Genomic DNA, 26390 nt, shown 5'->3' with positions numbered 1-26390 from the left:
TGCCAGAAAAGATTGGTTCGACTCGCCTAGGAGTTCTCATAAAATACTGCGCCGCGGCAGAAGCTGTCAAAGCTCCCATTCATCCCTTAACCGAACCCTGGAGCAGCGCCGTGATCATCTGGCGCTGGAACAGAATAAAGAGCACGAGGGTCGGCAGGACAATCAGGATAGTACCGGCGCAGAGCAGCGGAACGTCAGTCGCGTAGTGGCCCTGGAATGCGCCCAACGCGCCGGCCATCGTTCGCTGTGTTGGGTCCTCGACCAGTACGAGCGCGATGAGAAACTGGTTCCACGTCCAGACCGACATCAGAATGCCGAGCGACAGCATCGGTGCGCGCGCGAGCGGAAGGTGAATGCGCCAGAAGAGGCTCCATAAACTTGCGCCATCGACGCGCGCCGCCTCCGAGATCTCGGTCGGCATATTGACGAAGTGCGCGCGCATCCAGAATACAGCGAACGGCATGTAGAGGCCGATCAGCGGCAGCACGATCGCCAGCCGGGTATTGTAGATTCCCATGTCGCGCTCAAGATAGTAGAGCGGAACGATGATCCCCCCGAAAGGCAGGGTTAGTCCGAAGACGAACAGGAACAAGAGAAAGCGCGAACCGGGTATGCGCAGGTGGCCGATGGCAAAACCGGCCATCGTCGAAATCGCAAGCGATATGGGCACGACGGCAAGGACGATAAACGCGCTTGAGGCGAGCAGCGTGGACATCTCTGCGACTCTGAACGCCTCGGCAAAATTCCCCCACTGCGGAGTCGCAGGCCAGTCAAGCCCACCGGGGACTGATCCTGACGGATGCAGCGCGGTCATGAAGATGCTGATGAAGGGCAGAATCGTGATCGCCATCAGCACAATAAGCAGCGTCCGCCCTCCCCAAAGTTCACCACGAGCGATTGTCATTACGTGATCTCCCGGCTCAGACGCTGGATAGGAATCACGACAATCAGAACCAACGCCATGAGCATAACAGCCAGTGCAGATGCCAGCCCGATCCGCTGCTGGGTGAAGGCAAGGATGTAAATCTGGATACCGGGAACCGCCGTAGAATTACCGGGTCCGCCTGCCGTCGAAACATAGACGATATCGAACGCGGCCAGGGCGGCGATCATCGTGACCGTGAGGCACACCCCGATCTCGTGCCTGAGCAGCGGAACCGTGATCTTGACGAATTCCGTGAACCAGCTCGCGCCGTCGATCCGCGCGGACTCATAGAGGGCAGGATCGAGCCTCGTCATGCCGGTCCACAGCAGGACGGTGCAGAATCCCAGCAAAACCCAGACGCCAATGAGGCCGACGGACGGGAGCGCCCAGTCGAAGTCGCCAAGCCAGGCCCGGGTATAAGCGCCGAGGCCGACAAATTTTAGAACCTGGTTGATCAGGCCCGGCAGGGCCAGCAGCCATCCCCAGATGATTCCGGCAGCAACTAGCGGGATAACTTGGGGCAGAAACAGAATGGTCCGGGCCAGAGCGCCAAGCCGCCCGGGGGCCACGCGCTGCATGATGCTTGCAACGATAAGTCCAAGCGCCACAGGGATAAAACTGAAGTACACGACCAGCCGGAACGCATTGGAGATGGTCCCCAACAGGCTGGGAACCTCCAGAATGGTCCGGTAGTTATCGAGTCCGGCCCAGGTCATAGGGCCGATGCCGTTCCAGCGATAAAACGAGTACCGGATGCTCATTAAAAAGGGCAGCAGCACGAACATCGCATACATCAGCAGCGCAGGCAAGGCAAACAACCAGCCGATGATGATCTCTCGCTGAGATGCTTTGTTGAGTAAAATTCGCCGAGAAGCCGTGAGAGATGCGAGTCGTTTGTTTGATGTAATCATCTGTCACCATCGATCTGACGGGCGCAGGAGTACTCCTGCGCCCGTCTCACTGTTGCTACTCGGAGAGTTCCAACTCGTATTCCGCTTGAACGGCCTCGAGGAGTCCGGCAGCATCTTGCCTGCCGCCGACCATCTTCTGGAGTTCGGGCGTCCAGCCCTGCGCAAAGATAGCGCTGGTCGAGTTGGCAATGAAGTCCATCGACGTACCAGCTTCACCGACGACCACACCGGCAGCCAACGTTTCATTCGTGACCGAACCTTCGGTCACAGCGGGCATCTCAAGCCCCGACGGGCCGCCCGGGTTGGACCCGCCGATTTCCACATTGATCTGGCGCGCCGCGTCGTCCGTAGCGACCCAGTTCAGGAAGAACGCAGCACAGTCCGCGTTCACGGCGTTGGCAGCGATGCCGTATGTCAGCGGCGCGGACATGGCGGCAGGCGAACCACCTTCTTCGGCGGGCGGCATCAGGAAAAATCCGATGTTGCCCGGCATATCCGTATCGTACCCGGCATTCTGCCAGTCCCCGTTGAAAATGAATACACCCTCGCCCTGGCCGAAACGGGCATTGGCATCGGTGTACTCGATCGCATTGATATCAGACGGGAAGTAGCCGTTCTCGATCCACTGCTGGAGATGCTCGGCGGCGACCAGATTCGATTCGGTGTCGATCGTGGCACCGGGCTTCTGGAAAATCCAGTCATTGATCGGCTCGACCGGGCCAACGGATGCCATGAGTGCCTGCAGCGGGAAGGCAAGGCCCATGCCGCTCTTGGCGCTGCCCCACTGCATGATCGGCAGCAGCCCGGCGTCCTTCGCTGCGGCGAGCAGCTCGTCGAGCTCCGCGAGAGTCGCGGGCGGCTCGGTCATACCGATCTGGGTCGCCAGCTCTTTGTTATAGAAAATACCGGTCAGGCTGTAGTTCAAGCCCATCGCATAGAGCGACCCGGAGCCGCGCGTACCATCTTCAGCGACGCGATTCTGATTGAGCTGGGGTACAGGCCACTCGTCCCAGCCAAAAGCCGCAGCGTAGTCGTCCAGATTCTTGAGCAGCCCCTGCTCCGCGAACGAGACCATCGTGGGCAGGCGGATAAGGTCCGGCGGGTTGTCACCGGCGAGCAGCCGAGGCGTCGAGTTGATCAGATTCGTGAACTGGTCCTGCTTGATGTCCCAGGTCACATTCGGGTACTGGTTGGTGAATTCTTCAGCGAGCTTGAAAGGAATGTCGAACCCCGTCTCGAAGTAGGCGTTGAGCGTGACCGGTTCAGTCCCACAGCTGGGTTGATCGGACTGGGCCAGAGCGGACTTCGGCGCTTGCGCAGCAGCAAAAGGCATCTGCGCAACAATGAGAAGAACTGCCAGCAGGGTAGCGATAGAAAAGAGATTGTGTTTCTTAAACATTATCATCCTCCATAGGAAGGGAATCACAAGAATTGGCCGGAAACGGAATATCTGCGTTTGCCAAAAAGACGATAATGCCGGGAAACAAAGGCCTATCTGGATCGCATCGGTCTGGAACAGTTTTTCGATATAATACGTCCAAATAGCTGCCTGATGGGACATTTCGGCACTATTGTGGGGGTAGCGCGCCTGCCAGCGCAGTTACTCCCTTTCTTTTTGGCTATTCATTCATATCGCCTCCTTTGACACGCGTTTTCTCACCAGAAATTCCATATCACAAATGGGCACTAGAGCATGGCCAGTGGATAGCATGGGTACGAGCCTGCAAAAACTGATCTTTGCGGCCAAAGTCAGGGGCGACTTTCTGGGGTCCCTGTACCGACGCTCCTACCGAGACGATCGCCCCTTTGAAGCACAAGCACATCAGAAAAGCCAGCGAAGGGTTTCATAGTTACACGGACTGCCGTGCGATAAGTGGACACTCGATCATATGCTGGACGGGCTGCCCATCTTGAGTGATATCCATCTCCCCCAGTAACATCTGAATGGCAAGCTGACCCATCTCGAAGTTGGGAAGTTCGATCGTCGTCAGCGGTGGATGGATTTGAGCGGCAAGAATTTCGACATTGTCAAAGCCAACGATTGCGACGTCTTCTGGAATTCGCAAGTTCGATTTGCGGATGGCATCGTAAGCGCCCAAGGCCATCATGTCGTTAAAACAGAAGATGCCCGTCGGCGGGTTGTGCATCTGCAGAAGAGACAGCACGCAGTCATACGTGCTGGTTGCGAGTCCCTCAAACGGCTCTTCGATGAAGCGCACCAGCGCCGGGTCGAAGGGAATGCCGGCATTCGCCAGCGCTTGCCGGTAGCCCTCTAACCGGCCAAGCGGTGCGGGTTCTTTCGCCGCAACATTGACGAACCCGATGCGCCGGTGGCCCGCTGCAAGCAGCGTTTCAGTCGCCAGGCGCCCTCCTCTAATTTCGTCCGGCACAATCGATGGCAATGACCGGTCGTCCGCGAAGCAGTTGACCAGGATTGCGGGAATGTCTTCGGGGAACTGGGAGCGTTTGATCTCACGATGGTACATCGTCGCGTAGACGATGCCTTCCACTTGATGATCGCGCATGATGTTTATGGCCTGCGCCTCAACCTGCGGATCGTTGCCCGTGTTCAGAAGAAACAGGAGTTTTTCATGTTCCCAGGCGGCCTGCTGTGCACCAATAATCAAGTCGTAGTTGAAAGCGTTCTGGGCAACCTCGTCTGTGAGAAACCCGATCAGTCGGGACTGTCCGGTACGCATATACCGGGCAGCCGCATTGGGCCGAAAATCCAGTTCCTCGATGACCTTCAGCACGCGCTCCCGGGTAGCCGTGGCTACGTGCGGGTGATCGTTAAGTACGCGAGAGACTGTTCGTATCGAAACGTCGGCGCGCTGAGCCACTTCTTTGATGGTTGCCATCGGCCAAAAGCCTTTGTGGGACGTAAATTGCTATCGTTGGCAGTCACATGATAGCAATTTATGCCATCGTTGGCAAGGGTCCGGGCGCGCCGAATCGGTCATCTCCGACGGAAGCGCAGTAATTCCAGTTCCCTTACTTCTCCGAAGCCTGTCCGCGAGGGACATCAAGCGTCATGTGTCTGGGGTGTGGCGGCGAGCTCTCGAAATTCCTCAAGCCCATGTCTCGGCAGAATAATCACGCGACCCCGCATTTGGGGCGAGAAAGAGCCCGAGCCTGCTGATAAACTGCCGTGTTCGATCTATCCTGAGAACGAGAAGGGGATGGTCTGGTTTTGCGTGTGGCAGGTTGACTCCACCAAAGCGCGTAGACGCCAAGGTCGGGAGCCTTTTTCGCCTCTCTGAATTCCCCCGCCCTTTATCCGGTGACTGACCCGGGCGGCCAACACCGGAGGGGGTGACGCCGGGTCCTGTTACGGGCGGATCGGGTCGCGGGTGAACTGATTATCGACGATGCGCCAGATATTGAGCGGATTGGCATTCTGGAGCGCATCCGGCAAGAGATCATCAGGGAGATCCTGAAACGCGATCGGACGCATGAAGCGCTTGATGGCCGTCATCCCCACCGATGTCGTCTGCGGCGCGGTGGTGGCGGGGTAAGGGCCGCCGTGCTGCATCGCGTGCACCACCTCGACCCCGGTTGGAAAACTGTTCCAGATCAGGCGTCCGGATTTTTCGCGCAGCCGCGAGAACAATTCCCCGGTTAAACCTGTTTCTTCCGCTTCGGAATGGACGGTCGCGGTCAAGGTGCCGTCCAGCGAGTCCACAGCCTCGAATAACGCGTCGGGCGTGGGACACATCACGAACAGGGTCACCGGGCCGAAGTGTTCGTTTTGCAGCGATTCATCACGAATGAACTGCTCTGCGGTCGTCTGGAATATGGTATTTGGAAAACTATAGCCTTCCAGAACGACAGCGTCGGTCGCGGTCCGCTCCGATACGTGTCCCGTAGCGCGGGTGCGCTCGACATCCGCCGATAGGTGAGCCAGGACCGCCTGATTGAGCAGCACACCGGGCTGCCGTTGATCCATCAGTTCAGCCACGCGGGTGATGAACGCCTGACTTACGGCATCGTCCACGACGAATACCAGACCCGGCTTGGTGCAGAATTGGCCGCACCCCAGCGTGACCGAGTTCACCAGCCCGGCGGCGATGTCTTCACCCCGCACTGCGAGCGCCCTGGGCGAGATCACCATCGGGTTGAGGCTGCCCATTTCGGCAAAGACCGGGATCGGGCGCGGACGCCTTGCGGCAGTATCGAACAGCGCGCGCCCCCCGCGCAGCGACCCCGTGAATCCCACCGCTTCAAGCTGCGGATGCTTGACCAGCGTCTGCCCAACGCGCACCGAATCCCCCTGAATCATCGAGAAAAATCCTGGCGGCAATCCATGCTTCTCCCCCGCCGACAGGATAGCCCGCGCGACAAGCTCGGAGGTCCCAGGATGGCCCGGGTGCGCCTTCACGATAACCGGGCATCCGGCGGCAAACGCCGAGGCCGTATCACCGCCGCCAACGCTGAAGGCCAGCGGAAAGTTGCTCGCCCCAAACGCCGCCACCGGCCCCAATGGAATCAACATGCGCCGGATATCGGGACGCGGCGCGGGCGTTCGGTTTGGCATCGCCGTATCGATGATGGCTTCGACAAAAGCGCCCTCGCGCAGCAGATTAGCGAAAAGACGCAGTTGGTGTGTGGTCCGGGCCCGCTCGCCTTCCAGCCGGGGCTGCCCCAGGCCGGTCTCAGCATCGGCCATCTCGATTAACGCCGGACCCAGTTTTTCGATCTCGTCGGCAGCGGACTCAAGAAATGCAGCGCGTGCGGCGGCAGTGGTCAGGCGCATCGTTTTGAAGGCCCTGGCTGCCTGGCGTACTGCCAGATCGATCTCGCCGTCCGTTGCGTTGAAGAACCGAACGGTGCTCTCGGCTTTCGTGCGAGGATTGATGCTGGCGAACACTTCATTTCCCTGGGCGGACCACTGGCCCGCGATTAGATTTTGTCCCGAAATCATCTCACACCCTCGAAGCCAGGTCGTCTATCGACGACGCTCTCGTTACCGATCGCTTGTACTTTGTTGAACTAATTTGTTCTGACTGTTTGATCGGCTACAATCACCTATCGTAACGTGTGAACCTAAAAGTGAGCAAACACAATGTGGCTTGTGCGTGTCTTTGTTCCAGGCAGCGGCATAAAAATCGGCGTGCATCACGCGGACACCGTGTACGATATAAGCCAGCAGGTCCCAACAATCAGTGCGTGGCTGCAATCGTCGGTTGGCAATCCGCAGTCCGCTTTGGACGCTCTGGCAACCTTCGCAGAGTCGGCAGCCAACACCTACCCCGCCGCGATCTTCGACCACGCGCCATCCCCTGACGCTCCCCATTGGCTCGCGCCGGTGGATGTTCAGGATGTATGGGCCGCAGGCGTCACCTACGCCCGCAGCCGCGAGGCCCGACAGGAGGAAGCCGACGATGGCGGCGACGTCTACCTGCGCGTGTACGGCGCAGAGCGCCCGGAGTTGTTCTTCAAGGCCAGGGGCGAGTGGGTCGTAGGCCAGTACGGCGAGGTCGGCATCCGGTCCGACGCGTCGTGGAACGTGCCGGAACCGGAACTGGCCCTGGTGATGAATCCGGCCCTGGAGATCGTGGGGATCACCGCTGGCAACGACATGAGCAGCCGCGACATAGAAGGTGAAAATCCGCTCTATTTACCTCAGGCCAAAATCTATACTGCCGCGTGTGCCCTGGGGCACGGTATTCGGCTCCAGTCTGTCACGGATTTTCCAGATGTTTCGATTCGCCTGGAAATCCAGCGCGGCGGCGACGTATTTTTTTCCGGTGAGACCGCTACGCGAAACATTCAGCGGCGCGCGCGCGACCTTCTCGCCTATCTCGGACACAGCCTGACGTTTCCACACGGCGTCGTCCTGCTGACCGGAACGGGCATCGTGCCCCCCAATGATTTTACGCTGCACGCCGGTGACACGGTGCGCGTCGCCATTGATGGCGTGGATACGCTGATCAACACGGTGAAAATTGTGTGATGACCACCCCAAACGACATTCTGGGCAGCGAAACCACTGTGCAGGAGACGCGGTTGTTCGGCGAGGGTCCGCAAGGACGCCTGCCCCTGACTGCCGACGCACTGCGCGAGGAACCGAGCGGCAACCTGTTTGGCATGACGCAGAATGTGGCGATGGGCTGGCATCCGGAGGAAGTTGGCCGCGATCATTACTGCATCGTCAGCACGCAGGGGGGCTTACGCGCCGAAGACGGCTCGCCGCTGGCACTGGGCTACCATACCGGGCACTGGGAAATTCCGCTGCTGGTCGAGCAAGTCGCCGCCACGCTGCGCGACCACGATAGTATCCCCTTCGCCGTCTACTGCTCGGATCCGTGCGACGGGCGCAGCCAGGGCACGGAGGGAATGTTCGACAGCCTGCCCTACCGCAACGACGCGGCCATAACGATGCGCCGGCTTATCCGGTCGCTGCCCACGCGCGAGGGTGTAATAGGCATCGGAACCTGCGACAAAGGACTCCCCGCGATCCTGATGGCGCTCGCCGGTACGGCTGATCTGCCGGGGATCGTGGTCCCCGGCGGCGTGACGCTTCCCGACCCTGAAGCCGAAGACACCGCCATCATCCAGACGATTGGCGCGCGTTTTGCACACGGACTGATCACACTGGACTACGCCGCCGAAATGGGATGCCGGGCCTGCGGATCTTCGGGCGGGGGCTGCCAGTTCCTGGGCACCGCGGCCACGTCTCAGGTCATCGCCGAAGCGTTGGGAATGGCCCTGCCGCACAGTGCGCTGGCGCCATCAGGCGAACCCGTCTGGCTGGATGTAGCGCATCGTTCCGCGCTGGCGCTGCTCCACCTGAAGGCTGGCGGCATCCGCCTGCGCGACATTCTGACGCAGCATGCGCTGGAAAATGCCATGCTCGTTCACGCGGCAGTCGGCGGCAGCACGAATCTACTGCTGCATCTGCCCGCCATCGCGCACGCGGCGGGCCTGCGTCTGCCCACCGTCGCGGACTGGCAGGCCGTCAACCACAGCGTGCCACGACTGGTGGATGTCCTCCCGAACGGTCCTCGCAACCACCCAACGGTGCAGCTCTTCTTCGCGGGAGCAGTGCCCGAAGTAATGCTTCATCTCCGCGCCATGGGGCTGCTGCATCTCGACGCCCTTACGGTTTCCGGCCAGACGCTCGGCGGCAACCTGGACTGGTGGGCGCAAAGCCCGCGCAGGCAACTTTGCCGTGAGCGGCTGGCAAACGAAGCACGGGTCGATCCCGATCACGTGATCATGAGCGCCGATCAGGCGCGTACCAACGGACTGAGCAGCACCATGATTTTCCCAACGGGCAACATTGCGCCCCAGGGATCCGTCGTCAAGGCAACCGCCATCAACCCCGATGTGATCGGCCCGGACAATGTCTATCGCAAACGCGGGACCGTGCGGATCTTCACGAGCGAAAAGGATGCCGTCGACGCCGTGAAAGGCACGACCGGCGCGCCCGTAGAACCCGGCCACATCATCGTCTTGATTGGCATTGGCCCCCTGGGAACCGGCATGGAAGAGACGTATCAGCTCACTTCCGCGCTCAAGTACATCCCCTGGGGAAAACACGTGCCGGTCATCACCGATGGACGCTTCAGCGGCGTCTCGACGGGCGCATGTATCGGGCACGTCGGCCCCGAAGCATTGGCGGGTGGTCCGATTGGCAAACTGCGCGACGGTGACGAAATTGATATCGTGATCGACCGCAACACCCTCGAAGGGCACATCGATCTGATTGCGGCGGATGGGCGTGAGCTGGCTCCGCCGGAAGCTGCCCGCCTGCTGAGCCAGCGATCTCCGCATCCGAATCTGCATGCGCATGCGAAGTTGCCCGACGATTCGCGTCTGTGGGCTGCCCTCCAGCAGGTGGGCGGCGGTGTCTGGAATGGCTGCGTCTATGATGTGGATCGCATTGTGGCAGTCATTGAGGCGGGCTTGGCGGTGTAGCGGCGGCCCCGGCGCTGCACGTTCACGTTAACGTCAAAGCGACCACCGACATGGCCGGAAGCTCGATCGTCAGCCTGCCATCACCCATCGAAAACTGCTCGAACGGCTTGGGTTGGATGGCCTCCGGCGACTCGAAGGTGTTGCGGGTATTCATCGATTCGGCGGTGAGCGCTCGTCCGGCGACAGTAACGGCATCTGTTCCGTACAAGTTGCAGATCAGTTCAGCCGCCCGGTTCGGACTCGTGTTACACAGCGTCACCAGCATCTCACCTGCGGCATTCCGCGAGGCTGATGCGCTGATCTGCGGAATTGCGGCGTCGCCAACCACATAATCCGCAGTATCCAGCAAAATCGGCAGCCGGGTCGCGTCCTGATGTCCTTTGAACATCTCAAAGACGTGATAAGTCGGCGTAAGGATCATCTGCTGGCCTTGGGTCAACACCATCGCCTGGAGCACATTCACCGTCTGCGCGATGTTTGCCATATGAACACGCTCGCAGTGATTGTGGAAAATGTGCAGGGTCAAAGCGGCAACCAGCGCATCGCGCAGCGTGTTCTGCTGGTACAGAAATGCCGGATCAGTGCCGGGTTCGGCGTCATGCCAGGTGCCCCACTCGTCAACGATCAGGCCCACGCGCCGCTCAGGATCGTAACGATCCATGATCGCGCTGTGCTGGCCAATCACCGTGTCCATGCAAAGCGCCTTTTTCAAGACGGTGAACCACCCGGACTCATCAAAATCGGTGGCGGATCCCTTGTTGCTCCATTCGATGATGCTGTAGTGATGCAGCGAAAGCCCCTCCATATAAGACGCCGCTTCTCGCATAAGCACATCGGTCCAATGATAATTGGTGCCGTAGGAGCCTCCCGCGATCCGGTACAACGTGCCGCCATCGAAGTGGCGGCAGTAGGTCGCATAGCGCCGGTACACATCCGCGTAAAATTCGGCGCGCATGTTGCCGCCACATCCCCAGTTCTCGTTGCCGACTCCCCAGTAAGTCAGCGGCCAGGGATCGTCGTGCCCGTTTTGGCGGCGCTCGTTCGCCAGGGTGCTGTCCCCGGCAAAGGTCATATACTCCAACCAGTCGCGCATTTCTTGCACGGTGCCGCTGCCCACGTTGCCGCAAATGTAGGGTTCGCAGCCCAGTTGGTCGCATAAATCCATGAACTCGTGCGTGCCAAAGTGATTCGTCTCGACTACATTTCCCCAATGCGTGTTCACCCGGCCCGAACGCCCGGCGCGCGGGCCGATGCCGTCGCGCCAATGATAGTCATCGGCGAAACACCCGCCCGGCCACCGTAAGTTGGGGATATTCAAGCGACGCAGCGCCGCCACAATATCATCACGAATGCCGCGTGTATTCGGAATCGCGGGCCCTTCCCCTACCCATATGCCATCGTAGAAGCAGCGGCCCAGGTGTTCCGCGAAATGTCCATAAATGTGACGATTGATCGTCGGGCCATTCCCATCGGCGTAAATCGTGAGTCGGTTCATAATTTCAACCCCTTTTATAAAGTTGAGGTCCCTGTTGGAAACTGTCAGACAGTCCCGCATTATGCCAGAGCGGTCGCCGGTGGACACTGTGACACGCCATGTCAGATGGTGCACAGCCTGATTGTGCGGTTCGGCCATGACAAACGCCCACAGTCTAAGGTTCCGCATGTGTTTGTCAACTCAGTCCGCTGGCGAGCCGTCTTTTACCTTGCAGAAACAATTACCCCGCCTACGGTGCAGCATGCGATGTGTGAAGATGAGAGACCCGCGCCCCTCCCTGATGGAAGGGGCGCAGGGGTGGGGTAACAAATATCTTGGCGCAGTCTAAAACACCGGTCCTTGCCTACATGTTCGACGACGAGCTGCCCGTCAGAACGCCACTTCGATCGCCGTGAACGAAAGAGGCGGGAGCTGCAAGGTCACCGAGCCATCGGTAACATTCTGAACCTTAATCGGGTGTGCCACGACGTTTTCGGGATCATCGAAGCTGTTAACGGCCTTGGGATCTGTCCCGGCGATCTGGTAGGCCGACGTCACACGGGTCGGCGTGAGCGCCTGCCAGCACAGATCAACGGTCACGTAATCGCTCTGGTTCCGGTTGACGATAAAAACCGCGTTGGTTCCGGTTTCTACGTTATGAGATGACGCCACATCCAGGATCGGCATATCACCGAACTCGCGCGTCGCATACAGCGGAGCTTTGACTGCAACGTCCAGTGCATTACCCGACGCCATCCGGCTGAAAAGCATGATCGGGTAAAAGGTGGGGTGTTTGAGGATCCCATCCCGGGTCGTGGTGATGGGCGAAATCACGTTGACAATTTGCGCGAGACACGCAATCTTCAGCACATCGGACTTGCGCAGAAACACGTTCATCCACTGCGCCACGACGAGCGCATCTTCCAGGTTATAGACTTCTTCGCTAAGATGTGGCGCTTCAGTCCAGTTCCCCTGGCCGCTGCGATCCTTGTACCAGACATTCCACTCATCCCACGACAGATACACATCATGCTTCGAGCGTTTCTTGGCTTTGACATACCGTAGAACGCCCGCCAGCGTATCCACAAAATCCTCAAAGTTCGCACTCAGCGCTAAATAGCTGGCCGTGTCGTTGTGTTCATTCTCCGCATAGTAGTGCATCGAGTGATAGTCAACGTGTTCCCACGCGATCTCTAGCGCCGTGCGATCCCATTCCGGGTAGGTCGGCATCGATGGATTGGAGGACCCGCACAAAACGGTCTCGATGGAAGGATCGTGCCAGCGCATCATTTTGGCGGCTTCCAGCGCTTTCCTGCCGTATTCTTCGGCTTCCAGATGTCCTATTTGCCAGGGGCCATCCATCTCGTTGCCAACACACCAGTATTTCACACCATAAGGATCGGCATGCCCGTTACGGGCGCGCAGATCTGCATAGGCCGTTCCAGCCGGTCCATTACAGTATTCGACAAGGTTGGCCGCATCTTGAATGGAGCCGGTGCCCATGTTGACGCTCAACATCGGTTGGGCATTGAGTTCACGGCAAAAATGCATGAACTCGTCCGTACCAAATTGATTGGTTTCGATGGACTGCCAGGCGAGGTCACGACGGCATGGACGCTGGTCTTTGGGGCCAATACCGTCTTCCCAACGGTATCCACTGAGGAAATTACCGCCGGGATAGCGAATAGCGCGCAGATTGAGGTCGCGCAGCGCGGCAAGCACATCCCGCCGCAGTCCGTGTTCGTCGGCATGAGGTGAAGCCGGATCGTAGATGCCCTCATAGATGCACCGCCCCATATGCTCCGCGAACCCGCTGAAAAGCAAGGGCGAAATGGCGCTGACGATTCGGTTCGTATCGATGTATATGGTCGCTTGTGCCATGGTCAAGGTACCTCGTAGAAAAAGAATATTCTGCAAAGAATTGGTGTGCGACTATGATCCCTGACGCGGCGGCAGGAACGGAATAACGAGCAGGATAGTCGCTGGTACTGCTTATCACCCGCCAGATTGCGTTTCAGAGGGTGCTCCGGCGCCGGTTTTCTCGGTTTGTTCCGAATACAGGTAGCATTTCACGGTCTGCTGTCCTACCTGCACGTCCGGCGGATCAGCCTCGCGGCAGATATCCATTACCTTGGGGCAGCGGCCCGCAAACTTGCACCCGATTCGTCCATACTCCTTGACTTCGGTCGCCCCAAGCTCAATATGCTTCGCCCAGGACTCGCGTTTATTGGGAGCAGGCTCGGGAACCGATTCCTTTAGCAGTTGCGTATACGGATGTGCAGGCCGTTCCAGAACATCTTCAACCGGCCCCGATTCGACGACATATCCGCGCAGCATGATTCCGATCCGGTCGCTGATATAGTAGGCGGTTGCCAGATCGTGCGTGATGTAAATCACGCTCACCTGTTGTTCATCGCGCAGCTTTTGGAACAGGTTCACGATCTCCATGCGCAGCGATGCATCGACCATCGACACGGGTTCGTCGGCCAGAATCAGCCGGGGCTTTGAGATCAGCGCCCGCGCCACCGATACACGTTGGATCTGCCCACCGGAAAGTTCATGTGGATAGCGCTGCTTCACTTCATCCAGCGACAACCCCACATTGTGAAGCGCCTCGTCCACAACCCGGGCCGCATCGTGGCGGTTCGACGCCATCCCAAAGTTCTTGACCGTGTCGAACAGATAGGCATCCACTCGCCGCAAGGGGCTGAAGGTCTCGAACGGGTTCTGGAAAACCGGTTGGACCTTCTTCATGAACTCAATGAACTCGGATCGTTTGCGGATAGTGGTCACGTCGCGGCCTTCGAACAGCACTTTACCCCTCGTGGGTACAAGGTCACGAAGCAGCAAGCGCGAGAGCGTCGTTTTGCCGCTCCCGCTTTCACCGGCGAGGGTATAGATTTCCGGCTTATCCCGGTCCAGGGAGAACGAGATGTCATTAACTGCCGTGAGAAGGGTTCCGCCCAACAATCCCCCGATGTGGAATTCGACCGTCACGTGCTGGACATCCAGGAGTTTTTCGTTTGCGCTCATAGCGATTCCGCCTCAACAAGATGGCAGGCCACGCGATGCCGATCCTTGATCGTGATCAGATCGGGCACGACGGTCCGGCACACATCCTTCACGTAAGGGCAGCGGGGGTGAAACCGGCAGCCGCTTGGGGGATCGGCAAGGTTGGGCGGTGTTCCCTTCAGACTCGCTCTGGTCGATTTTTCGCCGATCACGGCCAGAGAGCTGGTCAGGTGCTGGGTATACGGATGGAGCGGCGCATTGAAGATGCTCTCCGTTGGCGCTTCTTCGACAATCCGCCCCGCATACATGATCATCACCCGGTCAGCCACGTTGGCATGCACTGCCATATCGTGCGTTACCAGGAGAACCGTGTTGTTACTCAGGGCCTGAATGTCCTTGATCATTTGCAAGACGCCGCGCTGCACGACAACGTCCAGGGCAGTAGTGGGTTCATCCGCGATAATCAGAGCAGGTTTGAACACGGTCGCCAGGGCGATTGCCACCCGCTGGCGCATGCCACCGGATAGTTGGTGCGGATAGGCGTTAAGCACATCGGACGGCAGTCCCAACTGGTTGATGTGCGCGCGCGTTTCTTCAAGGAATTTATTTTTGTCTGTGATGGGCTCGTGGGTATCCACGATATCCTGAAAAGTCTTGATCACTTTGCGCACCGGATTGAGGACGCTCATCGAGCCTTGCATGACGTACGAAATTTGCTTCCACCGCACGTTCTCGCGCAGTTCCGCCTGCGATATTTTCAACATATCAACTTCATAGTCACCGAAGTTGTAGTTCACGCTCCCCTCAAAGGCCTTTAACGGGGGTTTGATGTTCCCTGAGATCACTTTGATCAGGGTGGTTTTGCCACAGCTCGACTCGCCCGCGACGCCGTAAATCTCATTTGGAAAGAGGTCAAAAGAAACCCCATCGACGGCCCGCACAGTCCGGGAAATACCATAAGCCTCGGTCCGGTAATAGGCACGGAGGTTTTGTACACTTAACAAGGTCACGCGGTTATCCTCCAATCAAGCGCAGACGGGTCCGCGGATCGATGAACTCATTGATGCTCGTGAAAAGCAGGTACAGACCGAGAAAGAGGACAACCGTTGCCATAGCCGGTGCGGTGATCCACCACCACAGTCCCGCCACCAATGCCCCGTGCTGGTTGGCCCAGTAGAGCGCGGTTCCAAGGGTCGGCGTGGTCAAATCTGAAAGCCCAAGAATGCTCAAGGTCACTTCCATGCCAATGGACCACAGGATGTTGTTGAGGGTAGTGGCAAACACGATCGGCAGCACGAAGGGAAGGTGTTCGTGGATCGTGATCCGAAAGCTGCTGGTCCCTGAGTAAACGGCGGTGCGCGTGAACGAACGCTCTCTCAAGCTCAGCACCTGCGAGCGAATCAGGCGAGCGTCAAACGACCATCCGAAAAGCCCCAGGATAATAGCCAGGGTAAGCAGATTCATGCTGTCGCGCAGCAAGAAGCTCAGCAAGATCAGGATGGGAAGCAGGGGCAGCACTACAAAGGTATCGCTGATCGCCATCAGCACTTTGTCGAGCCACCCACCCCGGTATCCGGCGGTCAAACCGACCAGGACGGATATCACGCGCGAGATAATCGCGGTCACCACCCCCACGAAAAGGGAATTGCGTATGGCAAAAGTCAACCACCAGAACAGGTCCTGGCCGCGTGAGGTCGTGCCGAAAATGTGATCCCGTGACGGAGGCAGATCCCACGGCACGACAAAGGTCTTGCCCGGATCGTAAGGAGAGTCGTACGACAGAACTATCATCCCCACCACAGCGCCCAGAAGAATAATAGCAAGACGGAAGCGGCCATCATACCTGAGGAGATCTCGCAGCACTTTAAGCATCGTTCGTCTCCTATTGGTAGCGCACCCGAGGGTCGAAGAGTGGGTAGAGTAAGTCCATGATGAAAACGGCGGTCGCAACCCCAATGATCGAATAGATCGTGATGCCCATGATCATGGAATAATCGTTCCTGTACACCGCCACGATGGCCAGACTTCCAATTCCGGGGTAACCGAAAACCACCTCCATGATGAGAGCGCCACTGAAAACCGTTCCAAGCGACATCGCCAGCGCAGTGAGCTGCGGCAGCATGGCGGTGCGCATGATGTATTGGACGAGGATCTTGTTCTTTTTCAGCCCGGCGGTTTCGGCATATACCACGTAGTCTTCTGAGATGATGTTGGAGGTGAGGGATTTCATGCCGACAAACCACCCCCCAAACCCAACCAACACGAGCGTGGCCGCCGGAAGCACGCCATGCTTAAAGTAGGCCCAAAGAAAATCAAGGGAGGACCAATCGGGGCGTGTTCCGATCGGGTAAGCGCCGCTGAATGGAAAGATCGGGATGAAGTACGCGAACACGACCAGCAGGACGATAGCCACGATGTAGTATGGAATGGATCGGACCGCCTGGCCCAGCACTTCGATCACGTTCAACCCGATATTGTGAGGATAGTAGCTGGACAGGGCCCCGAATAAGTTTCCAAACAAGAACGAAATGATCACCGCGGGGATCAACAACCTGAGCGTGTACGGTAAAGCCTGACCGATCATCTTGGAGACCGGGGTCGGGAAGTTACCGAGCGAAGGGCCGAGATCGCCTCGGAACAGGCGACCCCAAAACGTGAAGTACTGCTCGATCGGACTGCCCGACAGCCCGTAAAGATCCGTCAGAGCCGAGCGCATCGATTCGATAGATGCCGGGTCGAGGGCGCTTCCTCTCGCTATCATCATGGAGACCTGCGCTTGTACCGGGTCGGTAGGAGCGAGTCTGGGAATGATGAAAGTCACCGTGATCCCGACAAAAATGATGGTTAGGTACTGAATAATTCGTGGAATCAAATACCGAAGGACAAATTTGCGCATTGAACTATTTCCTTTAAGAAAAAACCTCCACCGCGACCGCCAGTGAAGCCAACCGCAGTGGAGGAGTAATACGTTGGTACTGCAGGCTGCCTTGATTATCGCCTCGTATTCCTTGGCACCAACTCAATGCTCAGCGCATTCTTCTCCGCCGAGCTTACATCGCCTTGGGCTTGATCTTGACGAACATGTACTTGGTATTGCCCCAGTTCGGCACCGGATCCGTATAGGGATCATCGATAGAGGGATATCCGGTGAAGTACGTGGTGTCCATGGTCGTGAAGACGTTGTACGCCATGAGCGGAGTGATCGGCATCTCCTGGACGGCGAGCTTGCAGAACTCCTGCCCCAGCTCGATACCCTTCGGGTCGTCGAAAGAAATCGTCTCAATTTCTTCAATGATCCGGTCGAGTTCGGGGTTCTTCCAGCGCATGCTGTTACTGCCGGCGGCATCCTGCCCGCTTGGGACGTACAGTCTTGAGTGCCAGTACTGGAGGAAGAAGAACAGGTCGGGATGACCACCCCAGGTCTCGATCGTCCAGGCAAGATTGGCGCTGTACTCGCCCGCGGTCATGATCGGCCAGGGGTTCGCCTGCGCGTCGAGGGTGGTATCGATGCCGAATGCAGCCCAGTTCTCGGCAACCATCGCCGCCGCCCGGTTCATGGTCGGATTAGTTTCATTCATGCTCATCAGCGGCACTTTGAACTCCGAGCCATCGGGCAAGGCCCACTTGCCGTCTTTCTTCTGCATACCGGCATCCAGCATGAGCTGTTCGGCAGCATCGAGATCGTGTTTCCACCAACCGGCCCCAATGTACTGCTTGATGATCTCGGGATCGGTCGGCACGAGGTCGCCCAGGCTCTCGCGAGCCACATCGGCGATTTGTTGAGCGATGGTCGGATCGTAAGGCTTGTAGTCCTCTCCGCCCACCTTGATGGTAAAGTCGTTCAACCAGGGTTCGAGCGGCGCATGATAATACTCTGGATACATCCCCGTCGGTGGGACGTGAATGGCCGAGATGGTTGCCGCGCCCCGGTAGGAAGCCAGAGCAACCTGGACGATATCAATCGCCAGAGTCAACGCCCAGCGGACTTCCTTCTTATCCAGGCCGGGTTTTTCGTTGTTGTAGATGACAGCCGGCAGCGTGGGATCTGGGTGCGCCCAGGGGAACGACGGGAACCAGCCAACCGAGGTTGGATTTTCCTTGGCAAGGGTAATACGGCCTTCGGGCGTGATGTCGTGGATCACGTCCAGTTCCTGCGACATCTGCGCAATCACGCGCTTGTCGCTTGGACCCGGATCGATATACATGGCGTACTTCACGGACACGTCGCCCAGGCGAGCGAGCGAGGTCCGCTGCCAGTCTTCACGGCGCTCCCACAGGAACCACTTGCCGTTCGGATCGAAGTCCTTGAGCACGTAGGCCCCCAGGCTGATCGGAGGATTGAACGTAAATGCCACCGGGTCCTCGACCGATTCCCAGATGTGCTTGGGCAGCATGTACAAGGCACCCCAACGCACCGTGAAGGCCGAGTGGAAACGAGAGTTGGGGGCAGTCAGATAGAAGATAACAGTATTTCTGTCGGGCTGCTCCATGTGGTCGATGCTGCTCTCGAACAGGCCCTGATTCTGCATTCCGGGCGTGTTCTTCAGGAGATCGACGGTAAAGTACAGGTCGTCCGCTGTAAACTCAACGCCGTCGCTCCAATAGATGCCCTCACGCAGCTTGACAGTCATCTGGGTGAAGTCTTCATTGTAGATCGGCTTCTCGGCTGCCAGGGCATTGTCCCATACGCCATCGACGCCCGCATCCGGGTCGATGTACCACAGCGCATCCAGGGCCAATTGCTGGAGACCGCTTACCCAAACGGCGCTGTAGCCGCTCCGCCAGCGATTGAAGTCATCGGCGGGAAGCACGGTCCCTGATGGGTTCTCCAGAATCAGGCACTCCTCCCTGGGCACGCCGGGCGCAACTTCCTGTCTGCGGGGAGCGGCCAGAACGGTTGCGGGAGCCCCCAGCACTTGGGCGGGAAGGGCAGTTGCTGCGGTGACGGCGGCAGCCTGCTTTAGAAACTGCCGTCTCGATAACGTATACTTGTTCATCCTTTTCCTCCAAATCTAAAATTAGGGCAATAAGGGGTTAATGGAGAGGTGATCGGCAATGCTCCACACAAATATTCACTAAACAAATGCAAACATTGTTTAGCAAATACCCGGTCCGTAACACTTGTTTTGAAAGTATATGTCTATAAACAACACTTCATACTCCATTGTAAGGTGATCTAAAGGGCTTGTCAAAGGGTTTTACAGCATCCCTCTGGTCATATTCGTCAATCTATTGTAAGATGAAATTCAATCTTGTTTAATAAACAAAAGCACAACAACTGGAACAACTAATGAGCAAATCTAAAGCAACCATGCGTGATATCGCCTCGGCAGCCGATGTGTCGGTAACCGCCGTATGGATGGTCATTCATAACAGACCGGGGATCTCACCCCAGACCGCAGAAAAAGTCTGGTCAGCCATCAACGAACTGAACTACAAACCTCGCAAGTCTAACGGCAGCGCAAAGCTGGAAACGGTGGGACTGTTGATCGAACAGTCATCAATTCCGGCAATCAGCGATGTGTTTTATGGCGATGTCATTCGAGGGGTCCAATCGGAAGCCGAAAACTTGAATATGCGCGTGGTCCTCTCGGTTTTTGATCGGAACAAGCGGGGCTTTGATTTCAACGGATTGATCCATGACGTCAGTGGAGTGGTCGTGGCCAATGATGGCGACCTGCCCGCCCAGGCCGTGCTACAACTAGAAGCACTGGATATGCCGGTCGTATTGGTAGAGAGTTATATCGCTGACCGAAACCTTCCGTGTGTGCTTGGCGATAACTTCATGGCAGGTTACCAGATCACGCGGCATATCCTGAAGCTGGGGCACCGCGATATCGCGATTCTGAAGGGTCCGTCCAAATACAGCAGTCTGGTGGATCGCCTGCGCGGGTGTATGGCTGCGATGGCCGAAGAACACTTGCTTTTCCCTCCGGAGTGGATGCCAGAACCGTTGTCCGGCCATCCGGTCAAGGGATATGTTCAGATGCGGGAGATTCTGGCGTCGGACCACCGCCCAACAGCAGTTATTGCTATAAGCGATAAAACCGCTATCGGCGCAATGGAGGCAATTCGAGAAGCGGGTTTGCATATCCCGGGTGACATTGCGATTGGGAGCATTGACAACACAGGGGAAAGCCAGTTTACGCGCCCCCCACTCACAACTGTTCATATTCCAAAATACGAAATTGGCATGCTGGCTATGCAGAAACTCAATCGCATCATCGTGGGCGAGAACACAATCTCGTTCAAGAGTGTGGTCTACAGCGAACTCATTGTGCGCAATTCGTGCGGAGCGACAGAACGAAGTCGCTAAAACCCTGAGACGCACAAATGATGATATAGGATGATAGTATCGACCTACCGAAGACCACATGTGACCGGTTGCCTGTCTGCGTTCCAAAATTGACGCCAGATCATGGGAACTGTCCTTTTTCATCAATTTGAGGGGAAATAAGCGTTGTTTCAGGAGAGGATTAACCTTCCTCGCGCCAAAGTTCAAGCCTTCTGAAAGTAGCCCGCCGGTAAACCACCCCACTGCCTTCAGATGGAAGCAGGCCGTGAATCCCCCAACCACCCTTATACCCGGCGGCGTAAGGGTTGGCGCAAAAACAGTTTCCCCGGCTGGCCCTGAGTGACTACGATGTGGTCTGCTGGTGAGACAGTCCGCTGTACTGAGATTTGCATGTTCGATGTAACCAACTTCAGCTTAAAAGACCGCTGCACGAACGGCTCAAGACGGTCGTGTCTGGCGTGTCGCAAATTGCCGCGGCGCTCGGGTTGATCTGGGCCGGGGCAAAGCTGCTGCGGACCAACGAATAGCGCGAACTCAGCGGCGCGAACATAGACTGTTCGCGCCGCGAGATTTTCTCCTCATTTACCGCTTTTTCCGTTTTTGCCCTCGAATTCCGCCTACGCCCCGATGTGCTCGATCTGTGGAGCAGAAGCCAGCGTGCGGGTATCTTGCGACGGAACCCTGACGCCCTTCCACAGCAGCCACATGCAGAGCGACAGCTCCGCAAGAACGACCGGGCCGGAGAGCAGCACGTCGAACAGGCCTTCAACGGCGGCGTAATCGGTCAGCATGAAATACGCTGCGCTGTCTGCGATATAGATGAACGACGCCACGAACATCCCATAGCCCAACAGCCGGGGAAAACGATCCGACTTGACCAGTAAAACGCCGAGGATGAGGATGCTGAAGCCGAAGAACACCAACCCCAGGCGGTAGCCCGCAGCGTGCCCCTCCAGGAACATCAGCGCCAGGGCGTTCGATTGGTCCGCGTTCAGCACACCGAGGTAGCCCGCGCCACCCAGTAGTTGCAGCGCAAAGAACATGTTCAGCAGGTTGATTCCCAGCGCGGCGGCCTGCGCCAGCCGGAAGAACGCGGCCATCAGCGCCAACACGTTGCTGACCGGCTTCAGCAGCATGTAAAACAGCAGTGCAATCGCCACGTCCGCCATGATCATGGCGAGGTCACTGACAAAGCCCAGGCGGAACAGACTCTCCGAGTCCACGATGTTTTTGGCAGTAGCGGCGGCGTCTCCGGCAACGATCAGGTTGGAGCGCACGACCATTTCGGCGAACAGCCCCGTTATGATGATCACCAGATACAGCATGCCGGCAATGCGGGCGATCTTGCGCGGAGAAGCGTTGGTGTCAATGTTCATGGTAGTCTCCTTGTTTGAGCGTGAGTACGCTCGATTGGCAACGTGTACCGCCTCGAATGTTGATTTACTGCCTGTCATCCGGTACATCCTCCTGGTCCTGATCGATACGCAGGACCGAAATCAACGGGATGCCCAGGTCGCGCACTTTGTGCAGCAGTCCATACAATGAGGCTTGATCAACCAGCGTGCAGGTCAAGAGCGTCTCACCGTTGGCTTCCAGGCTGACGGTTGCGTCTCCAAACCAGTCCGCCCATTCTGGATTTAGATGTCCCTTGATCCTGATTTCGTACAACATGCTTCGGGTTCCGAACGTGCCCTAAAACCCCTGTGCGTCGTATGTCACGCCGGGGAAGTCGACGGAATCCGGCGCAAGGGCGGCAGCGGCAGCGCTATCCTGAGTCAGTTCTGCCAGCAGAAAGGCCGTGACGAAGTGATTAGCCAGATCGTGCGCGCGGTTGACATCCCAAACGGGATCGGAGCAGTAGTCCTCGAAGCCGATTTCGGTGAAAAACGGCAGCGCTTCGCACGTCGCGCCGAAGATCATGTGTTCCGCGTCTTCGAAGGCCACCCGGGCTTTCGTGGAACTGGAAACGTATTCGTAGGTCGGCTGTGCGCCCCACTCAAACGGCGTGCCCGTATCGGCGGTGCCGCCCAGCGCCATGACGGGGATCGTGATTTCCGACAGGCCGGGCTGGTTGAAGAAGTAGGCGTCGCCCGCCATCGACACGACGGCCTTCACCCGATCGTCACCCCACGACGGCCACAGGCCTTCCGGCATTGCATCGAAGCCCGCCAGCTCGGCCATATCGGCCACGTAAGGCGTCACCATGCCGCACAGCCACACATTCGGATCGTCCGACTCTGCCGCTGCCGTACACAGCGCTTCCATGCCGTCGATGTCGATGCGCGCGCCAGCCATAGCCAGGGCGGTATACCCGCCGTAGGAATGGCCGATCACGGCGATCCGGTGGGTATCAATGAGGCTGGCGAAAACGCCATCCGGCGACGATTGGTCCTCGACGTAATCCAGCACGACGCCGATCTCCTGCGGGCGGGTGATTGAACCGCGCCAGAAGGTGCTCCCGGTCTCATCGACCAGTTCATAGTGCTGCGGCGCGACCACCACAAAACCATAGGAGGCGAGGTGCTCTGCCAACCACGCATAGCCGGTGCGCCCCAGTGAGAAACCATGCGACAGGACGACCAGCGGATAGGGACCGGCGTCGAGATCGTATGGCGCGTCGCTGATAGCGCGTCCGGTGACGGTCGGCTCCATCCCCATCGACGTGTCCGGATTCGTCAGGTACGGGTAGGCGTTGGATTCTTCGGTGCCGTCCGCGTTCAGCGCCGGATACCAGACGGTGACATCCAGAGGCGCGTCACCCTCGATCACAAATTCGCGGGTGCCGACCGGAGCTTCGCCGCGCACGCCATAGGTGGGTGTGTCCGTTTGCATGGTAGCCTGCCCATCCGCCCTATCCTGCGCCGCTGCAAATAACAGCAGTAAGACAACGAGAATCGATGCATACAGTGTTTTGTGGCTGCGTGACATGTGCTTATCCCTTCGTTCGAATGCGATGGGATCAGCCTACCGTTCCAACGGTGTTATCGTATAGACACTTTGGTGTTGTTGGGGGTGTTGTTTTGGAAACTTGAGGGAGAAAAGTTAAAAACGAGAGCCTACAGCAGCCCCAGTTCGTGCGCGCGGGCCACCGCTTCGGTACGCCGCTGAACGTGCAGCTTGCCAAAGATGCGGCGGTTATGCCCTTTGACCGTGTCCAGGGCGAGGAACAGCCGGTTGGCAATCTCCTGATTCGAGAGGCCATCCGCAATAAGCTGGAGGACTTCTAACTCGCGCTGGCTCAAGGAGTCAACCAGGGACTGATCCGCGAGCGGCAAAGCGCTGCTGCGTTGCTGCGCCTCGTCCTCAAACGCGGCCAGCAGTTGCCCGATATATCCCGGCATAATGCCCTGCCGCGCGGCTTCGGACAGCAGCAGCGCCATCTGCGACCCTTCATCGACGAACGTGCGAATCAAGCCACCCGGCGCGGCCAACGCCAGCGCGTCGCTCAGATCGCGCAGCGCCCGGTCGGATTCGCCAAGCGCGCGGTAAGCCAGGGCCTGCAGCATCAGCGCATTGAGCACTTCGTTGGGCCACTGCCGTGTTTCCATCTGCTGCCGGTAGGGGTCGAGCACGCGCAAAGCCCGATCCGGTGTTCCTTCCGCCAGATGCACCCGCGCCTGACTGAGCGGTAAATCGTGCGCCTGCGCCAGCACCGCCGCGCCGCTTACATCGCCCTGGCACAGCATGACCCTCACCTGCGCCGCAGCAACTGCCGGGATCTGCCGGACAAAACGGCGTTGGTGCACGACGCGTTCAAGCGCCGACAGCATGGCGGCTGCCTGTTCCACGTCGCCCTGGGCCAGCGTTAGCTGAGCCAGAAACAGCTCGCCCGACGCCGAAACGTCGATAACATCAATCTGCCGTGCCAGCCGCACGCCTTGCTCCCCATACTGCCATGCGCGATCCAGATCGTTCCATTCGTAGCTGATGTGTGCCAATCCCAAATACGGCGAGCAGGCCGTCGGCTGGTTCGGATCACCGATCAGGTCAAGCGCACGTTGGTAGGTTTCCACGGCCTCGTAAAGCTCAAGGTCCGACGACTGCACAATGGCCAATCCCGCCGTTGACAGAATGTTGACGAAGAGATTGCCTGACGCCTCGCTCATAGCGATGGCTTCTACGTACGCCTTCCTGGCGGCGGCGCGCTCGCCCCGGAACTGGTACGCGATCGCCAGTGATCGCGTCACGACCGTGCGCATATACAGGTTGTCCGGGTCCAGCAGATCGAGCGCGCGCTGCGACTGCGCGATGATCGTATCGGTCTGGTACTGATTCGCGGCCAGCATGGCGCGAAGCGCGGCGATACGTCCTGCCAGATCGCGCGCGCGATCCGCTCCGCTCCCATCCGCTTCAAGCTGCTGCATCGCAGCTTCAGCCGCCTGGAGTTTGGGTTCGGCCTGTGCGTTCTCGAAGGTTGCCATCGATACCCAGCCGTACATCACCCACAGCGAGGGGTTGGCATCCAGCACCTCGGTCGGCAGCGCGGCTAACCAGTCGCGGATCGGGCGGGCTGCGCCGCGAAAGTACAGCGGGACGCCGCTGTCTTCGATCAACCGGCGGGCACGTCCGGTATCATGCGCCGCCGCTGCATGGTGAAACGCGTCAAGCTCAAACCCGTTTTCCTCGTACCACGCACTCGCGCGGATGTGATATTCAGCAGCGTCGATCGCCGCACTCCCCGACGGTGAATCGGCATTCTGACGCCACTGCTGCCGCAGCAGCTCCGCGAAGAGGTGGTGATAGCGATACCAGCGCCGTTCGTTATCCAACGGAACCAGGAACAGGTTCGCTCGTTCAAGATATTCCAGGGTAGTCTGGCCCGCATCAGGCTCATCGAGCAGCACCGCATCACACAAAGGGCCGCACAGACGGTCGAGAATCGAGGTGCGCAGCAAAAACATCTGCACATGGTCGGGCTGTTTGCGCAGCACTTCCTCAACCAGATAGTCCATCACGTAACGATGGCTGCCGGTGAACGATTGAATGAAGGCGGCGGTATCCTCACGTCCCTGCATCGAAAGTGTCCCTTGCAGGGCCAGCGCAGCCAACTGCAGCCCGGCGATCCAGCCTTCGGTGCGGGCCTCCAGGGCCGCCACGTCCGCCGGTGAAAGCGTCAGGCCCATCACGCGGTTGAGGAATTCCACCGTTTCATCCGGTGTGAAACGCAAATCATCGGCACGAATCTCGATCAAGTGACCACGCGCACGCATTCGAGCGAGGGGGAGCGGCGGATCCTCGCGGGTGATGATGACCAGATGCGTCTGGGGCGGAAGATGATCGACGAGAAACGCGAGCGCGTCGTCCACCTGTCGAGAATCAATGACGTGATAGTCATCCAGAACCAGCACGAGACTATCTGGCACGGTAGCCATATCGTTGAGCAGGGGTGTCAGAATCACGTCGGGCGGCGGCGGCTGGGGGGATTGAAGCGCGCCCAATACTGCCTCACCGACTTGTGGCGCCCTTGTCTGTAGGGCTGCGATCAGGTACGTCAGAAAACGTGTGGGATCGCTGTCCTCTTTATCCAACGACAGCCAGGCGGCAGGCCGCTCGCATCCGGCAATCCATTCACTGACCAGAGTCGTTTTGCCAAAGCCGGTCGGCGCGGAAACAAGCGTCAGTTTGTGCTCAAAACCAGGGCCGTGGCACAGGTTCTCGTTCAGCCGTTCGATGAGATGCGCGCGCAAAACGGCGTCAGCACGAGGCGGAGGAACGTATAATTTGGTGCCCAGAATTGGTACAGACATAGCCCAATTATAGGAACCATAATTCTTCACTGCCAGTTAAAGGAGGAATAGCAGCAGCATCGACCGATTGAGTTGTCGCTCATCCGCGCATGATACGCCCCAAGGC

19 protein-coding genes are annotated in these 26390 nt (G+C 58.3%); 3 read left to right on the top strand and 16 right to left on the bottom strand.

The features are described 5' to 3' along the window. Positions 1-79 precede the first annotated feature (79 nt). From V7116_RS04755 to V7116_RS04735, 5 genes are all read right to left on the bottom strand, one after another. The gene (locus tag V7116_RS04755; protein ID WP_324390740.1) at positions 80-904 is read right to left on the bottom strand and encodes a carbohydrate ABC transporter permease; all 825 of its coding nucleotides are present in this window, start codon (positions 902-904) and stop codon (positions 80-82) included. Then, entirely contained in the window at positions 904-1836 is a 933-nt protein-coding gene (locus V7116_RS04750; RefSeq protein ID WP_324390739.1) for a carbohydrate ABC transporter permease, read from the bottom strand. The genes V7116_RS04755 and V7116_RS04750 overlap by 1 nt, the downstream gene beginning before the upstream one ends. Before the next feature lie 55 nt (positions 1837-1891). Next, positions 1892-3235, bottom strand: coding sequence for an ABC transporter substrate-binding protein (locus V7116_RS04745; RefSeq protein ID WP_324390738.1), 1344 nt, complete (start codon positions 3233-3235; stop codon positions 1892-1894). A gap of 451 nt (positions 3236-3686) precedes the next feature. After that, positions 3687-4694 (bottom strand): LacI family DNA-binding transcriptional regulator, encoded by a 1008-nt coding sequence (locus tag V7116_RS04740; RefSeq protein WP_324390737.1) that lies wholly within the window; start codon positions 4692-4694, stop codon positions 3687-3689. 470 nt (positions 4695-5164) lie between these two features. Further along, a complete protein-coding gene (locus V7116_RS04735; protein ID WP_324390736.1) occupies positions 5165-6757 on the bottom strand; it encodes an aldehyde dehydrogenase (NADP(+)) in 1593 nt (530 codons plus the stop codon). A 141-nt stretch (positions 6758-6898) separates the two neighbouring features. Between V7116_RS04735 and V7116_RS04730 the strand changes: the two genes are divergently transcribed. Then, positions 6899-7789 carry a fumarylacetoacetate hydrolase family protein gene (locus V7116_RS04730; protein ID WP_324390735.1) on the top strand — a complete coding sequence of 297 codons (891 nt, stop codon included), beginning with the start codon at positions 6899-6901 and terminating at the stop codon, positions 7787-7789. Then, positions 7789-9756 (top strand): YjhG/YagF family D-xylonate dehydratase, encoded by a 1968-nt coding sequence (locus tag V7116_RS04725; protein ID WP_324390748.1) that lies wholly within the window; start codon positions 7789-7791, stop codon positions 9754-9756. The genes V7116_RS04730 and V7116_RS04725 overlap by 1 nt, the downstream gene beginning before the upstream one ends. A 22-nt stretch (positions 9757-9778) precedes the next feature. Here V7116_RS04725 and V7116_RS04720 read toward each other — a convergent pair whose 3' ends face one another. From V7116_RS04720 to V7116_RS04690, 7 genes are all read right to left on the bottom strand, one after another. Then, positions 9779-11251, bottom strand: a complete 1473-nt coding sequence (locus V7116_RS04720; protein WP_349258430.1) for an alpha-N-arabinofuranosidase — start codon at positions 11249-11251, stop codon at positions 9779-9781. Between the two features lie 369 nt (positions 11252-11620). Next, complete coding sequence (gene arfA / locus V7116_RS04715) at positions 11621-13111, bottom strand: arabinosylfuranosidase ArfA (RefSeq protein ID WP_324390733.1); 1491 nt, start codon at positions 13109-13111, stop codon at positions 11621-11623. Positions 13112-13225: 114 nt separating this feature from the next. Beyond that, positions 13226-14263 (bottom strand): ABC transporter ATP-binding protein, encoded by a 1038-nt coding sequence (locus tag V7116_RS04710; protein WP_324390732.1) that lies wholly within the window; start codon positions 14261-14263, stop codon positions 13226-13228. Then, on the bottom strand, positions 14260-15252 hold the full coding sequence (locus tag V7116_RS04705; RefSeq protein ID WP_324390731.1) for an ABC transporter ATP-binding protein: 993 nt from the start codon (positions 15250-15252) through the stop codon (positions 14260-14262). The genes V7116_RS04710 and V7116_RS04705 overlap by 4 nt, the downstream gene beginning before the upstream one ends. Before the next feature lie 4 nt (positions 15253-15256). Further along, positions 15257-16114: an ABC transporter permease gene (locus V7116_RS04700; protein WP_324390730.1), complete on the bottom strand. Its 858-nt coding sequence runs from the start codon at positions 16112-16114 to the stop codon at positions 15257-15259. Between the two features lie 10 nt (positions 16115-16124). Then, positions 16125-17138 carry an ABC transporter permease gene (locus tag V7116_RS04695; RefSeq protein WP_324390729.1) on the bottom strand — a complete coding sequence of 338 codons (1014 nt, stop codon included), beginning with the start codon at positions 17136-17138 and terminating at the stop codon, positions 16125-16127. Positions 17139-17292: 154 nt separating this feature from the next. Next, complete coding sequence (locus V7116_RS04690) at positions 17293-19239, bottom strand: ABC transporter substrate-binding protein (protein WP_324390728.1); 1947 nt, start codon at positions 19237-19239, stop codon at positions 17293-17295. Between the two features lie 293 nt (positions 19240-19532). Between V7116_RS04690 and V7116_RS04685 the strand changes: the two genes are divergently transcribed. After that, a complete protein-coding gene (locus V7116_RS04685) occupies positions 19533-20558 on the top strand; it encodes a LacI family DNA-binding transcriptional regulator (protein WP_324390727.1) in 1026 nt (341 codons plus the stop codon). Positions 20559-21154: 596 nt separating this feature from the next. On the opposite strand, the gene V7116_RS04680 is transcribed toward V7116_RS04685, so the two are convergent. From V7116_RS04680 to V7116_RS04665, 4 genes are all read right to left on the bottom strand, one after another. Then, complete coding sequence (locus V7116_RS04680) at positions 21155-21913, bottom strand: DUF4386 domain-containing protein (RefSeq protein WP_324390726.1); 759 nt, start codon at positions 21911-21913, stop codon at positions 21155-21157. Positions 21914-21977: 64 nt separating this feature from the next. Further along, positions 21978-22208: a hypothetical protein gene (locus V7116_RS04675; RefSeq protein WP_324390725.1), complete on the bottom strand. Its 231-nt coding sequence runs from the start codon at positions 22206-22208 to the stop codon at positions 21978-21980. Between the two features lie 21 nt (positions 22209-22229). Then, a complete protein-coding gene (locus V7116_RS04670) occupies positions 22230-23465 on the bottom strand; it encodes an alpha/beta hydrolase family protein (protein WP_324390724.1) in 1236 nt (411 codons plus the stop codon). A 128-nt stretch (positions 23466-23593) separates the two neighbouring features. Continuing rightward, entirely contained in the window at positions 23594-26224 is a 2631-nt protein-coding gene (locus V7116_RS04665) for a LuxR C-terminal-related transcriptional regulator (RefSeq protein ID WP_324390723.1), read from the bottom strand. Positions 26225-26390: the final 166 nt, after the last annotated feature.

Source organism: Aggregatilinea sp., from assembly GCF_036822615.1.
Classification (GTDB): Bacteria; Chloroflexota; Anaerolineae; order Aggregatilineales; family Aggregatilineaceae; genus Aggregatilinea.
Note: the sequence above shows the minus strand (reverse complement) of the source record. Positions and strands in the feature narration are given on the sequence as shown.

Bases quoted from the DNA above. Each gene is read 5' to 3' on its own strand.
- V7116_RS04730 (WP_324390735.1), top strand. From the start codon at position 6,899: ATGTGGCTTGTGCGTGTCTTTGTTCCAGGCAGCGGCATAAAAATCGGC.
- V7116_RS04695 (WP_324390729.1), bottom strand. From the start codon at position 17,138: ATGCGCAAATTTGTCCTTCGGTATTTGATTCCACGAATTATTCAGTAC.
- V7116_RS04680 (WP_324390726.1), bottom strand. From the start codon at position 21,913: ATGAACATTGACACCAACGCTTCTCCGCGCAAGATCGCCCGCATTGCC.
- V7116_RS04685 (WP_324390727.1), top strand. From the start codon at position 19,533: ATGAGCAAATCTAAAGCAACCATGCGTGATATCGCCTCGGCAGCCGAT.
- V7116_RS04750 (WP_324390739.1), bottom strand. From the start codon at position 1,836: ATGATTACATCAAACAAACGACTCGCATCTCTCACGGCTTCTCGGCGA.
- V7116_RS04690 (WP_324390728.1), bottom strand. From the start codon at position 19,239: ATGAACAAGTATACGTTATCGAGACGGCAGTTTCTAAAGCAGGCTGCC.
- V7116_RS04740 (WP_324390737.1), bottom strand. From the start codon at position 4,694: ATGGCAACCATCAAAGAAGTGGCTCAGCGCGCCGACGTTTCGATACGA.
- V7116_RS04745 (WP_324390738.1), bottom strand. From the start codon at position 3,235: ATGTTTAAGAAACACAATCTCTTTTCTATCGCTACCCTGCTGGCAGTT.
- V7116_RS04710 (WP_324390732.1), bottom strand. From the start codon at position 14,263: ATGAGCGCAAACGAAAAACTCCTGGATGTCCAGCACGTGACGGTCGAA.
- V7116_RS04725 (WP_324390748.1), top strand. From the start codon at position 7,789: ATGACCACCCCAAACGACATTCTGGGCAGCGAAACCACTGTGCAGGAG.
- V7116_RS04670 (WP_324390724.1), bottom strand. From the start codon at position 23,465: ATGTCACGCAGCCACAAAACACTGTATGCATCGATTCTCGTTGTCTTA.
- V7116_RS04720 (WP_349258430.1), bottom strand. From the start codon at position 11,251: ATGAACCGACTCACGATTTACGCCGATGGGAATGGCCCGACGATCAAT.
- V7116_RS04675 (WP_324390725.1), bottom strand. From the start codon at position 22,208: ATGTTGTACGAAATCAGGATCAAGGGACATCTAAATCCAGAATGGGCG.
- arfA (WP_324390733.1), bottom strand. From the start codon at position 13,111: ATGGCACAAGCGACCATATACATCGATACGAACCGAATCGTCAGCGCC.
- V7116_RS04755 (WP_324390740.1), bottom strand. From the start codon at position 904: ATGACAATCGCTCGTGGTGAACTTTGGGGAGGGCGGACGCTGCTTATT.
- V7116_RS04735 (WP_324390736.1), bottom strand. From the start codon at position 6,757: ATGATTTCGGGACAAAATCTAATCGCGGGCCAGTGGTCCGCCCAGGGA.
- V7116_RS04700 (WP_324390730.1), bottom strand. From the start codon at position 16,114: ATGCTTAAAGTGCTGCGAGATCTCCTCAGGTATGATGGCCGCTTCCGT.